General features: G+C 33.8%; 11 protein-coding genes, 1 tRNA gene and 2 pseudogenes. 6 read left to right on the top strand and 8 right to left on the bottom strand.

The features are described from left to right. Nucleotides 1–337 precede the first annotated feature (337 nt). Nucleotides 338–1399: a hypothetical protein gene (locus ACZZZT_RS23715; protein ID WP_463462175.1), complete on the top strand. Its 1062-nt coding sequence runs from the start codon at nt 338–340 to the stop codon at nt 1397–1399. Nucleotides 1400–1473: 74 nt separating this feature from the next. On the opposite strand, the gene ACZZZT_RS23720 is transcribed toward ACZZZT_RS23715, so the two are convergent. Continuing rightward, nucleotides 1474–1881 carry a helix-turn-helix domain-containing protein gene (locus tag ACZZZT_RS23720; protein ID WP_111422510.1) on the bottom strand — a complete coding sequence of 136 codons (408 nt, stop codon included), beginning with the start codon at nt 1879–1881 and terminating at the stop codon, nt 1474–1476. 173 nt (nt 1882–2054) lie between these two features. On the opposite strand from ACZZZT_RS23720, the gene ACZZZT_RS23725 reads away from it, so the two are divergent. From ACZZZT_RS23725 to ACZZZT_RS23745, 5 genes are all read left to right on the top strand, one after another. Beyond that, nucleotides 2055–2903: a hypothetical protein gene (locus ACZZZT_RS23725; protein ID WP_463462176.1), complete on the top strand. Its 849-nt coding sequence runs from the start codon at nt 2055–2057 to the stop codon at nt 2901–2903. A 14-nt stretch (nt 2904–2917) separates the two neighbouring features. Then, entirely contained in the window at nt 2918–3754 is an 837-nt protein-coding gene (locus ACZZZT_RS23730) for a hypothetical protein (RefSeq protein ID WP_463462177.1), read from the top strand. Next, nucleotides 3741–4088 carry a hypothetical protein gene (locus ACZZZT_RS23735; protein ID WP_463462178.1) on the top strand — a complete coding sequence of 116 codons (348 nt, stop codon included), beginning with the start codon at nt 3741–3743 and terminating at the stop codon, nt 4086–4088. Before ACZZZT_RS23730 ends, ACZZZT_RS23735 begins: the two co-directional genes overlap by 14 nt. A gap of 263 nt (nt 4089–4351) precedes the next feature. Further along, the gene (locus tag ACZZZT_RS23740) at nt 4352–4624 is read left to right on the top strand and encodes a hypothetical protein (protein ID WP_463462179.1); all 273 of its coding nucleotides are present in this window, start codon (nt 4352–4354) and stop codon (nt 4622–4624) included. Next, nucleotides 4521–6083: a recombinase family protein gene (locus ACZZZT_RS23745; protein ID WP_463462494.1), complete on the top strand. Its 1563-nt coding sequence runs from the start codon at nt 4521–4523 to the stop codon at nt 6081–6083. The genes ACZZZT_RS23740 and ACZZZT_RS23745 overlap by 104 nt, the downstream gene beginning before the upstream one ends. Here the strand turns inward: ACZZZT_RS23745 and ACZZZT_RS23750 are convergent. The 7 genes and pseudogenes from ACZZZT_RS23750 to murG form a co-directional block, all read right to left on the bottom strand. Further along, a tRNA-Arg gene (locus ACZZZT_RS23750) sits at nt 6037–6110 on the bottom strand. The two genes, ACZZZT_RS23745 and ACZZZT_RS23750, sit on opposite strands and share 47 nt — an antisense overlap. A 103-nt stretch (nt 6111–6213) precedes the next feature. Next, nucleotides 6214–6663: a GatB/YqeY domain-containing protein gene (locus tag ACZZZT_RS23755; protein ID WP_463462180.1), complete on the bottom strand. Its 450-nt coding sequence runs from the start codon at nt 6661–6663 to the stop codon at nt 6214–6216. A 203-nt stretch (nt 6664–6866) separates the two neighbouring features. Next, entirely contained in the window at nt 6867–8843 is a 1977-nt protein-coding gene (gene ftsZ / locus ACZZZT_RS23760) for a cell division protein FtsZ (RefSeq protein ID WP_463462181.1), read from the bottom strand. 82 nt (nt 8844–8925) lie between these two features. Next, on the bottom strand, nt 8926–10350 hold the full coding sequence (gene ftsA, locus ACZZZT_RS23765) for a cell division protein FtsA (protein WP_073397085.1): 1425 nt from the start codon (nt 10348–10350) through the stop codon (nt 8926–8928). 6 nt (nt 10351–10356) lie between these two features. Next, nucleotides 10357–11078, bottom strand: a pseudogene (locus tag ACZZZT_RS23770) (cell division protein FtsQ/DivIB). Continuing rightward, on the bottom strand, nt 11065–12414 hold the full coding sequence (gene murC, locus ACZZZT_RS23775) for a UDP-N-acetylmuramate--L-alanine ligase (RefSeq protein ID WP_463462182.1): 1350 nt from the start codon (nt 12412–12414) through the stop codon (nt 11065–11067). The pseudogene ACZZZT_RS23770 and the gene murC overlap by 14 nt, the downstream one beginning before the upstream one ends. 155 nt (nt 12415–12569) lie before the next feature. Continuing rightward, nucleotides 12570–13654, bottom strand: a pseudogene (murG, locus tag ACZZZT_RS23780) (undecaprenyldiphospho-muramoylpentapeptide beta-N-acetylglucosaminyltransferase). Nucleotides 13655–13681: the final 27 nt, after the last annotated feature.

Raw genomic sequence — 13681 nt, forward strand, 5'->3', positions numbered from 1 at the left:
GCAGACAGGTGAAGTGCTATAAGTCCCGAAGGGCATTTTTTGAGGAACGAAGAAAAAATGTTATGCGCACTTCTCTGGCTGTGTCCAATATTTTGCTTTGCTTTTTTTCTTTTCGGAAGTTTCATTTGTCTTTGCGTTGTATAGAATAATCCTTTGGACACTAAAATAATCAACAAAAAGGTTTTTCAGGCATATGTAGATTTTACATGTCGAATAAAAGAGCATAAAGCCATTTTAGATTTTTTAAGATGAATAACTCTTTATTTTTATGAATTATGGTTTTCCGTAAATAATATGAATTGATATTAAATAAATTTGGCTTTAAAACCTATAGATTATGGACACAGCCTTACAAAATGACTTTTTATATCAGTCTCTTATTTCACATCAGATTGTTTTCACAGTTGGTAAACGCACCGAAACAGACAGAGTTAGTAGCTTAGATGAATCAAAATTTCAGGAAGCAAAGAATAAGGGACGAGAACTGGGAAATGATATTTTAAAACAGCTTTTTGATAAAGTAGAATATGGCAAAATTGAAAGCCATTTTAATACTGAAAGGTTAAATTCTAAAAATCTTAACAGTGTCAGGGAAAAAATTATAAATCTTTACTACCAAAGAGAAATAATTACAGATGAAGTAGCAAAACTTTCAGAAAAACATAAGACGCTTAATGGGCAATATCTAAAAACAAAAAACTCAATTTTTAGATTTTTATATAAAAAGAAATTACTGAGACTTACAGAAGAATTAGAAGAGAGCCGAATTGCTCTTGAGGCCTTAAAGTGGGCTCAAACTGAATCGTATTTAAATATTAGATATGAATTTGAAACGGTCGAATTTAAAGATAAATATTCCGATCTTGTAAGTGCATTTACTTCATTAAAAAATTCGGATAAAATCTGGGATATGACTTATTCAGAAGCTAATACAGATACGAAAGCTGCAGCACAGACTTCAATGCATCGAAATGAGGTAGCATTTTCAATAGAATCAATTCCCGCAATTAAAACAGATGAAAAAAGTTTCTATTTTGAAAATTATAACGGTGGGGATTTTTATTTTTATCCAAGTTTCATAATATATTTTAAAACCAAAGATGATATTGCTGTTCTTGATTATTCTGATCTCCAATTACACTATTCAGAAGCTCGATTTTTAGAGGAAAGTAAAAATATACAGACGGATACTGAAATTGTTGGTGAAACTTGGTATAGAGTAAACAGAGACGGCTCGCCTGATAAAAGGTTTGTTAATAATTATAAGATCCCAATAGTTTTGTATGGATCTATTCATATAAAAACCAAGTCAGGGATCAATGAATTATATTATATAAGCAATTTTCAAAATGCTAAACACTTTTGTGAACAATATAAACTTTATCAGTCTATGCTGTAGTTTTTGTCAGATATTCAAAAAAAAAGAGACTCTACAGTCTCTTTTTTTTGAATTAATATATCTTTTATAAAAGCTTATTTAGCTTTTAGTAATTTTTCCAAATATTCAATTTTGTCTTGTTCAGATTTCAATAATCTTTCGTAAAGTTTTTTATTCTCGTCTACAGATTCCATTAATTTATCCAGTGGGTTAAAAGTGCATTGGCTATTTAATGACGAATTATCGTTAAAATTATTAAAGCTGTTGAAGTAATTAATTACGCCTTCATCAGAAAAATTTTTAATTGCTTCCACGCTTATTCCTAGGGCTTTTGCCACTTCTTTTAATTTTTCATCATCTATTTCTTCACTATTTTCTAATATCGAAACAGTCTGCTGGTTTGTTCCCATAGCCTGCGCAAGTGCTTCCTGCTTCATGTCTTTCAGTTCACGGATGCGGCTGATTTTACGCCCCATGTGGTTTTGTTTTGTTAATGTACTCATAGCTCAAAGATAATAATTAAGAATAAAAATGTGAGATTCATGTATGATACAAAAAATCCCATGTACGGTACGGTAAAATTTGATACGGTACGGTACCAGTAATTGCTTACTTGCCTGTGTGTTAAGCAAAAATACAATTTTTCACACAAGTATTAACTAAAATAAGTAAAATTATGAAAACAATTGACAACTTAGGATTGCAGACAGTGAGCGGTATTATTACTGACTGCATAAGTACAGGCAGTATATACTGCTTTGGAGAAAAAACGCACTTTGACGCAGTTGAAAACCCTTTTCAAGAATCTGTTTCTGGAGAAAAAACGCATACTCATTATTATCTGCTGGTTTTAACGGATGAATATATTATAAATGCTGTTGCAGATATCAGTGATATAATAAAACACAAAACTGAAGGCCGTTATACGGCAACATTATTATTTTATAAAACAAAATTCAAGCATTCTCTCACACACAACCAACTGTATTTTTATCATCAGGTTGTGACAAGAGGCTATAAGGCGTATGAACGTGAAAATTTGCCTTTAAATATCTCCTTTGAGGGGTCTCCAGAATTTAAAATCAAAAGTATAAAGTCTTATTGGAAAAATAGAAATATAATCGCTGAGACCTATTTGGCAAGCGTAAGCCAGCTTGATTACACTACTACTGGATTTGTTCAGGAATCTATGTATCATATTGCTGTAGAGCAAATATGCTTGGGACTTATCAGTGTTTTTTTAGGATATTATCCCGATCATTTTTCACTACCATATTTATTTGAAATATGTGAAATATTTACTCCTTTAACTTCTGATATTTTCCCGCGAACTACTACTGAGGATAAAGCGATGTTTGACCTGTTAAAAGTAAATCCAGCTTCGCTACGCTGGAGCAATGTAAAAAAATCCTGTTTAGTGGATATAGAACTTCTAGAGAAAAGATGTGATGTTTTTTATGCAAAAGCTACTGAGATTGCAGAGGCGGAATTACTGGGACAAGAAAGCCTGTGTGCTGTTGAATAGTAAAAGCAGAAGTTATGTACTGTAATATTCTAACCCATAAAGAACATCCCAGATATAGGGCTGTAAAGAAAATGGCAAAACTTCTTTTGGAATTTGTCGAAGCTGACTGTATTTATTTTTCTGAGTCAGATTTAGAATCAAAAATCGGGATTATGTCTTTGGTTATAAGCAGAGAAAGCGAGCATTATTATGACGATGTAAATGACCATTTATGGAAAGTAATCCAGAATCATACTCATTTTGTATTCTGTTTTTTCAACAGGGACTGCATAAAAGATGAATTGAAAAGAGGAAATCTATTTTTTATTTTCAACTGTAGTGAAGCGGATCTTATATATAAAAATGATGGGCAGAAACCCGTTATGGATATAAAAAGCATAAAATTAAAGCGTCTTATAAAGCAGACAAAGAAAAGATATCGAATGTGGAGATCGGAAGCAGTTACAGTCGGCAGAGATTTCAAATATCATCATAAGAACGATAATCTATTAATGGCATTTTATGTTCTTCATCAGCAGTTCAGGTATCTGTTCATAAATGTTTCATGGCTTTTAACTGGGGAATGGATTCCTCATGAAAGCATAGCTGACCAACAGGAACATGTCGGTGCATTTAAAAGCTTATTCGGAAAAGTATTTGATGTAAATATTGAAAAAGAAAAGGATGCCTTAGTGAAGATGGATTCAGCCCGTAATGCTGTGCAATGGGGAAAACAGGCTGAGGCTTTTGATCATGAGAGTGCGGATTATGTAAATGAGAAACTGCAATGGATGAAAAAGGAAGTTGACACAGTTTTTCTGGAGAAGATAGAAAAAGCTAAAGAAATATTCAATAATCATGGAAACAGATGAAATTGTAAAACTGAAAAAAATTGGAATGTTAAGCGAAAGACTGCTTAACACTCTAAGATCCGCCGAGGATAAAAGAGGGATGTATATTGCAGAGATCAGGGTATATGATTATTATGAACTAGCTTCTATTATAAAAAACCTGATGAAATTATGTATTACAGCAGTGCATTATGACAGCGTGGAAGTTCCTCCAACGATTGCAAATCAACATATTGATGTGGGACTTATACTCGGGATTGCACTTCAGCTATTTCCGATTGATGAATTTGAGCTTATAAATGAAATAAGTGATTTATATAATAATCAGAATGATGAAACTAAAGCAGAATCTTAAATTATAGACAGCTTTCATGTACACATTATGTCCATGATATTGACTGATAAGCTCATTATCTTTGTAATATCCGAAAATTAATTGAGCAATGATAAGTAAATTTTACTTATGATTATCAGTGAATTAGGTTTTATATTTGTATTATCCCCACCATATTTTGATCAGGATAAAATGAAAAAAGTTTTTTAACTTTAGAGCGTACAGTGATTGTGGAACAAAAAAGACCGAGACTCGGTCTTTTTTTAATGAAGAGGAATTGTGAAATGAGAAATGAAGATGAGAATGAAAGAGGAAAAATGACGGCAGAGCAAGCCATGAAAATGCTGAAAGATGAAAATGTAGATGTAACGCTTGAACAGGCAGGAAAAGTATTAGATTTTTTACGACTGCTTGCCAAAGTAACAGTTTTGAATTATTTAAAGAAGAAGAGGGATGAAAAAGACAGCGGATTTATATGTGAGAGTGAGTACAGACGAACAGGCGGAAAAAGGTTACTCGCAAAGAAACCAAGAGGAAATGCTAAGAAAGTACTGTGAGATTAATTCTATTGCTATAAGGGATGTTATTTATGAAGATCATTCTGCTAAAACATTTAATAGACCCAAATGGAAACTTTATCTGACAACAATTAAAAAGTACAAAAACAAAACTGATTTGATCCTGTTCACCAAATGGGACAGGTTCAGCAGAAATGCTGGCGATGCGTACCAAATGATTAATATCCTTAGAAGACTTGGCGTCGAACCACAAGCAATAGAACAGCCTTTGGATTTGTCTATTCCAGAAAACAAAATGATGCTTGCTTTTTATCTGGCAGCCCCTGAAGTAGAAAATGACAGACGGGCGTTAAATACTTTTCACGGTATGAGAAGAGCCAGAAAAGAAGGGCGCTATATGGGGCTGGCTCCATCTGGTTATATAAACAAAATTACAGAAGGCGGTAAGAAATATATAACGCTTGACCAGCCTGAAGCATCTATCTTAAAATGGTGTTTTGAAGAAATTGCAAAAGATATTTTTAATACAGAACAGATTTTTCTTCAGGCAAAAAGAAAAGGATTAAAAACAAGCAAAAATAATTTTTGGAGACAGATCCGTAATCCTGTCTACTGCGGAAAAATTTTAATTCCTAAATACAAAGATGAGGAAGCAAAATTCGTAATGGGTTCACATGAGCCGTTAATCTCTGAAGCGCTGTTTTATCTTGTTCAGGATGTTTTAGACGGACGAAGAAAGAATTTTAGGTCTAAGTCTGTAACCTCCGAACCGTTTCCGCTTCGTGGCTTATTTAAATGCCCTATATGCGACAAAATTTTAACTGCAAGCATATCTAAAGGAAGAAACAGCCATTATTCATATTATCATTGCTATAAGGGTTGTAATTACAGAATCAGATCGTGTGAGGTCAACCGCATTTTCTATGAACAATTACAAAAGTATATTCCAAAACCTGAAACAGAAAAGATTTACATAACAGCTGTTAAAGAATATTTTAATGATTTCAACAAAGAATCAATTGCAGAAAAAAACAGAGTCATTTCTCAGCTGAAAGAATTTGAGCAGAAGATTTCTTATATCAGAGATTTGCTCGCTTCAAGAAAGATTGAAGTGAAAGATTACACTGAGATGAAAACGGATTATGACAATAAAATTCATCGTCTTGAAATTAAATTAGCAGATTTAGCTGGAGAGAACATTAGTATTTCGGATTTATTAAAAACAGGAATTAAAAATCTGATGAAGCTTAATGAATGCTGTAGCGAAGCGGATTTAACTCATTTTAGGAATATTATCGGTTCAATATATCCTGAAAAATTCACAATCGAAGAAAAGCAGTTTCGAACCGCAAGAGTTAATGAGGTTGTTCAGATAGTTTACTTAATTAATGAGGAATTAGCCCCAAAGAATAACGGGACAAAGAAGAAAAAATCTTCTTTGTCCCGTCAAGTGACCGCGGAGGGGTTCGAACCCCCAACCCTCAGAGCCGAAATCTGATATTCTATCCAGTTGAACTACGCGGTCAATATGTTTAAAATTCAATTTTTAAATTCCAAATTCCAATTTAAATTTGGAATTTCTATTTTGGGTTTTCCAATTTTGGAATTTGGATTTTTTTTATTGGAATTTAAACCAAAAGTTTCTTCACAATTGCAGAAATGGTTTTTCCTTCAGCAGTTCCACCCAATTGAGCAGATGCCAATCCCATTACTTTACCCATTGAAGCAATTCCGGAAGCTCCTGTTTCAGCAATAATTTTCGCAATTATAGCTTCTACTTCTTCTTCACTTAATTGAGCTGGTAGAAATTTCTCAATTACCGCAACCTGAGCTAATTCTGGCTCAGCCAAATCAGGGCGGTTTTGTTCTGTAAAAATCCTTGCGCTTTCTTTACGTGTTTTAACTAGTCTTTGAAGTAATTTTACTTCTTCGTCTTCTGTCAATTCTTCTTTAGAGCCAGAAGCAGTTGCAGCTAATAACATTTCTGATTTAATAGCTCTTAAAGCTTCTAAAGCTACTGTATCTTTTGCTCTCATGGCGGTTTTAATCTCGTCCATGATTAATGTTTGTAAACTCATTTTTGTTTTTATTTTGAATAAGCAAAGCTTATAAATTGATTAATTTTTCTGAAAGTTGCTATCAACCTCCACTCGAACTGACAACAAAATTAACTTTAAAGGTTAAGCATAGAAGTCAAATTTTTTAATTCTGTGCGAAGATAAAAAAATAACCCGAAAATTAAATCCAATTTTCGGGTTATCCTATTATTATGAATGTAATATTAATCTACGTTATCGTGCAAAAATGAATTGTTTGAACGTAATTGTAAATCGTTATTACTATCTGTACCAACAGAGATTCTCGAATTAGTTGTATTAGATTGATTATTTGAAAGATCGATACCTAATCTTTTGTAAGCAGGCTCTTTTTCTAGTTCATCAATTCTAGAAACATTGTTATGGAATTTATAATTAAATTCTTTTAGTTTCTTTCTTCTTTCTTCTGCTCTTAAACGTAATGTTTCTTCGATTGTTAATTCCATCGGAGACGCATGATCTGTTGTTGTAAAAGCAGCTTCCTGTGCAAAATCAACCTTTGGTTTCAATGTGATATTCAATTCCTCAGGAACTATATCTTCAACCACTTTTTCAACTGGTTTAGATGTGATCAAATCATTTTCAACCTCCATATATTCCTCAAGAGAATATTTGATGATTCCGTTTTCTGCAACTTCAGTTACCGGAACAAACGAAACTGGGTCGTTTACTTTAATATTACGTGTTTCGTTTGTTAATTCAAACAAAATTCTAGTGTCTTCAACAACCGGTTCTTTCTTTACTTCCGGCTCTGCTCTAAAAAGAGGTAAATCAAAAGAGAACGTTGTTTGTTCTTCTTTTTCAAATACTCTTTGAACAGGTTTTACTTCCTGAAAAGTTTGCGCTTGCGGAGTAGAAATAGTAAAATCGATATCTGTAATTGGCGAAACGATTTCAAAAGTTACATCAAGGTTTTTAATAAACTCTGACATTACTACTAATTCTTCCTGATTGATTACTGGAGCAACAGCAACCGGAGGAGTCTGAATCACGGGAGCAACAACCGTATCTTCCATCAAATCAAAAACAATTTTTTCTTCTGATTTTGCAGTTGGTGTACTACTACTTAAATCGAAAGATGTAAGTGCTTTATTCGTTAAATTATGAACACTTCTTTGTTCATCTTCCAACGTATGAATGATTTTCTTAGGTTCTGTATTTACAATTTCATTTTGTTGTTCAACATCAAAACCAGTAGCAATAATAGTTACGGCAATAGCCTCACCAAGAGTTTCGTCTTCACCAACTCCCATGATAATATTTGCATTGTAACCTGCTTCTGCCTGAATATGATCGTTGATTTCTCCAATTTCGTCAAGCGTAATTTCATCAGATCCAGAAACGATAAGCAACAATACGTTTTTGGCTCCTGTAATTTTGTTGTCGTTTAATAACGGAGAATCCAATGCTGAAATAATAGCATCTTTTGCTCTGTTTTCACCTTCGGCAACAGAAGATCCCATGATCGCAGTTCCGCTGTTTGCTAAAACAGTTCTTGCGTCACGTAAATCGATATTTTGAGTATAGTGATGTGTAATTACTTCAGCAATACCTCTTGAGGCTGTTGCCAAAACTTCATCCGCTTTAGAGAATCCTGCTTTAAAACCAAGATTTCCATATACTTCTCTTAATTTATTATTGTTGATTACAATTAAAGAATCAACTTGTTTACGTAATTTTTCGATTCCTAAAAGCGCTTGTTCCTGACGTACCTTTCCTTCAAACTGAAATGGGATTGTTACGATACCAACGGTCAAAATTTCTCTTTCTTTTGCCAATTGTGCAATTACCGGAGCAGCACCAGTACCGGTACCACCACCCATACCAGCCGTAATAAATACCATCTTAGTACCACGGTCTAACATTTTTTCGATATCAGCGATACTTTCAATAGCAGATTGCTGTCCTACATCAGGGTTTGCTCCTGCTCCAAGACCCTCTGTTAAGTTCATACCTAACTGAATTTTATTTGGTACAGCGCTATTTTGAAGTGCTTGTGAGTCTGTATTACAAACGATAAAATCTACCCCTTTAATACCTTGCTTGAACATGTGGTTGATTGCGTTACTTCCGCCTCCGCCAACACCTATTACTTTGATTACATTTGATTGGTTTTTCGGTAAATCAAATGAAATACTTCCAAATTCTGAGTTGCTCATCATCTTTTTGGTTTTGAAATTCTTATTAAATACATTTTTTACTTCTTGACTTGGGGCAAAAAGTAATCCTTTTCGTTTTACTTTATTATTCTGCGTTGTCTAAAAAATCTTTGATTTTATCGACATAACGATCAAAAAATGATCTTCTTATTTTTGTTTCTGTAGATTCGTCTTTTGTAGCCACGTTACTTCTAACTTCTCTTGGCGGTTCAAAAGCTTCTACTCTTTCAACGTAGTTTTCTTCAACTTCGTATCGCGGCTGAACAGGTTGTTGTGCCTGAGGCGGAACGTTTCTGTATACTACTTTTGGCTGCTCATTTACAAGTTCCATTCTAACAGCACTTTGTGTGCTATTTTCGATACTGTTCATTACTAAACCAACAGCAGTTGCAAATAATGGACTTGAAATTTCTTCGCTTGAATTTCCTGCTAAATGCTCATTTGGATATCCAATTCTAGTGTCCATTCCTGTAATGTATTCAACCAATTGTTTGATATGTTTTAATTGAGCTCCACCACCTGTAAGCACAATTCCTGCAATTAGTTTTTTACGAGGATCTTCGTGTCCGTAAGCTTTAATTTCTGCAAAAACCTGTTCTACGATTTCCACCACACGCGCATGGATAATTTTAGACAAGTTTTTTAGCGAAATTTCTTTTGGTTCTCTGCCTCTTAAACCTGGAATAGAGACAATTTCGTTGTCTTTATTTTCTCCCGGCCATGCTGATCCGAATTTTATTTTTAAAAGCTCTGCTTGTTTTTCGATAATCGAACAGCCTTCTTTAATATCTTCCGTAATTACATTTCCACCGAAAGGAATTACAGCAGTATGACGAATAATACCATCTTTAAAAATAGCCAAATCTGTTGTTCCGCCACCGATATCGATAAGGGCTACACCAGCTTCTTTTTCTTCCTGACTTAAAACTGCATCTGCAGAAGCCAATGGTTCTAATGTTAATCCGGATAATTCAATCCCTGAACTCTGAATACATCTTCCAACATTTCTAATAGAAGACGCTTGTCCAACCACCACGTGAAAACTAGACTCTAATCTTCCGCCATACATTCCGATTGGTTCTTTAATTTCAGATTGTCCGTCGATTTTAAATTCCTGCGGCAAAACGTGAATAATTTCTTCTCCCGGTAACATTGCAAGTTTATTAACCTGATCAATTAAAAGCTGAATATCATTTTCACCAATTACTTCTTCCGGATTACTACGGCTGATGTAATCTGTATGCTGTATACTTCTAATGTGCTGTCCGGCAATACCTACAACAACATCCTTAATTTTATATCCTGAATTATTTTCTGCTTCTAAAATAGCTTGTTGAATCGATTGAATAGTTTGCGTAATGTTGTTTACAACACCTCTCGCAACACCCAAACTTTTGGATTTACCAATACCCAAAATTTCCAATTTACCATACTCGTTCTTCTTGCCTATCATGGCAACTATTTTGGTTGTTCCAATATCTAGACCTACTGCAATATTATCTTTTTCCATTTTCTATTATTTTGTGCAAACTACTTGTTCCGTAAATCTCAGGTCAATCTTATTGTATTTATATAACGAACTATCTAAAACTGCTTTTTGAAAAAAGGCTTTATAGTTATTAAATTTCTTGTCAACATTCATCGTTCTGCCAAAATCGATGAAGTAATTGTAATTTCTATTAAACATTTTTAGGCTACCATTAGGCATAATTTGAATTGCAATGATGTTTTTTTTCAAAAACGCATCGTCATAAATTGTGCGAAATAAGGTAGCTAAATCTTCGTTATTTTTTTATTTATTGCCCCTGAAACGAGAGGAACCCGCGCCGTAAAATTGTCTGATAAAGGCATTTTATTCCCCTCATAGTCAATATAAAAAGAGTTATCACCATCATAAACTCTCGCTATTGGTGTCTTCTGTTTTACTATCGCTTTTAGAACTCCATCAATACTTACAAAAACATCCGACTTTTCAATCATGTCTTGCGTATCAAGGGTTTTTTCTATCTTATTCAAATCTACTTCATCTTTTCGGATAGTGGAAGCGTCTTTTTTATTTTCTATTAACAATTTATTAACCGCTTCAGGCTTTATGAACAGCGTGTTTTCTCCTACAAAAACAACCATGCATTTCTTCAATTTTCTATCTCCATTTCGATGCTGGGCAAACGAATATAAAAAAAGTACAAGCCCAAAAATGAGTACTAATCGAATATTTGTCCAATTAAATATTTTCATTTAGCATTTTTTTAATTGACGGAACCATCTCTCCAATATCACCAGCTCCTATTGTCACAATTATTGGCGCATCACTGGCTTTGATTTGCGCTAATAAATCACTTTTTGCAACAATTTTTTTGTTCGAATTTGTCATTTTCCCTAACAGCCAATCAGATGTAATCCCTTCCATCGGTAATTCGCGTGCCGGATAAATATCCATCAAGAACACTTCGTCAAATAGAGATAAACTTTCGGCAAATCCATCGGCAAAATCTCTTGTTCTGCTAAACAAATGCGGCTGAAAAATGGCCAAAACTTTACGATTTGGATACAATTCCCTAACTGCTTGATGTACAGCATTTATTTCTGTTGGATGATGTGCATAATCATCTATATAAACTAATTTGTCAGATTTAATCTGATATGAAAAACGTCTTCTTATTCCGTTAAAAGAAGCCAATGCTTTTGCAATCGAATCTGTAGCAGTCCCGAAGGTTTTTGCCATTGCAATAGCCATCAAAGCATTCATTAAATTGTGTTTTCCTGGCAATCCAAAACGTAAATCTTTCATGATTTCTGATGGCGTCTGCACATCAAAAACATAACTTCCGTCTTCTATTCTAACATTGAACGCCTTATATACAGCATCTTCATTTATAGCACATTGCACGCCTTCAAGAGGCAATTCTTTGGTTATAAACAAATTGTTTTTATTTTCAACTTTATTAGCAAATTCTACAAACGAAGCTTCAATTGCATCACTTGTTCCATAAATATCCAAATGATCTGCATCCATTGATGTTATACAGGCAATATTTGGGTGTAAATGCAAAAACGAACGGTCAAATTCATCTGCTTCTACAACTGTTACGGTTTTTCCGCTTCCAATTAAATTAGAGTTGTAATTCTCTACAATTCCGCCCACAAAAGCTGTTACATCTGCACCGCTTTCGTATAAAATGTGACCCAGAATACTTGACGTTGTTGTTTTTCCATGCGTTCCTGCAACGGCAAAACTGAAAGTATCTTTGGTTATAAGTCCCAAAACTTCTGCACGCTTTTTAATTTCGTAATTTCTTTCTATGAAATAATTCCATTCAGAATGTGTTTTAGGCACGGCAGGCGTAAAAATTACCAAAGTATTCTCTACAAAATAATCACTTGGAATCAAACTGATATTATCTTCAAAATGAATATCAATACCACTTTCAATTAATTCACTTGTTAGCATTGATGGCGTTTTGTCGTAGCCTGAAACCTGTTTTCCAATATATTTGAAATAACGGGCCAGCGCACTCATTCCGATGCCTCCAATACCAATAAAATAAACGTTTTGTATTTGATTTAAATTCATTTTAATTTCTAATTTTGAGCTATTTACAGGTTGCTTTATTGTATAAAAAACTAGTAGTTAAGCCTTTGTAATTTTCTTATTTTAATAACTCAAAACGCCTAAAAATAGCGTTCTAATTTTTTTATTCTGTTCTATAATTATCTTAAAAAGTTATATTATAACAACTTTTTAATTTCCTCTACTATAACTTTTACAGCATTCGGTCTGGCCAGTTTTTTAATATTTTCACTTAATTGGATTTGTTTTCCTTTATCTTTTAATAAAGCCTCAAAAACAATACTAAACTGACTTTCCAATTCTGATTCTTTTAATAAAACTGCTCCTTTCGCATCTACAATTGCCTGCGCATTTTTGGTTTGATGATCTTCTGCAACGTTTGGTGATGGAATAAAAATTACTGGTTTCCCCACAATGCATAATTCCGAAACTGACGATGCTCCTGCACGTGAAATAATCACATCTGCTGAAGCGTAAACAAAATCCATTCTTTCAATAAAATCAACTACTCTTACGTTTTGTTGATTGTATTTTTTATAATCTTCAAAATATAATTTTCCGCATTGCCAGATAATCTGAACATCTTGTGAAAGTATACTTTGCAGTTGTTTTTCTATTAACTGATTAACTCTTCTGGCTCCTAAGCTTCCACCTAAAACCAATAATGTCTTTTTGTTTGGATCTAAACCATAAAAAGCAATTGCTTCGTCTCTTTTGCTGTCAATATCGATTAAATCCTGACGAACCGGATTTCCCGTCAATACAATTTTTTCTTTTGGAAAAAATCGCTCTAAATTTTCGTATGCGACGCAAATAGCATTGGCTTTTTTGCTTAGCAATTTATTTGTAATTCCCGGAAATGAATTTTGCTCCTGAATTACTGTCGGAATTCCTGCCCCCCTGCCGCTTGCAATAATGGTCCGCTGGCAAAACCTCCAGTTCCTATTACTACATTAGGTTTAAATTGTCTGATGATTCTTCTTGACTCTAACAAACTTGTTGCCAATTTCAATGGAAACATCATATTTTGTAACGTCAGTTTTCTTTGCAAACCGGCAATCCAAAGACCTTTTATTTCATAACCAGCCTGAGGCACTTTTTGCATTTCCATTTTATCTTTGGCACCCACAAAAAGAAATTCTGCATCAGGAAATTGTAATTTTAACTCATTTGCAATAGCGATTGCCGGATAAATATGTCCGCCAGTTCCGCCACCACTTAATATGAATTTATACTTTGTCATATCTTTAAAAGTTATAAGCTCTAAAAG

The organism is Flavobacterium sp. AC274, from assembly GCF_979258275.1.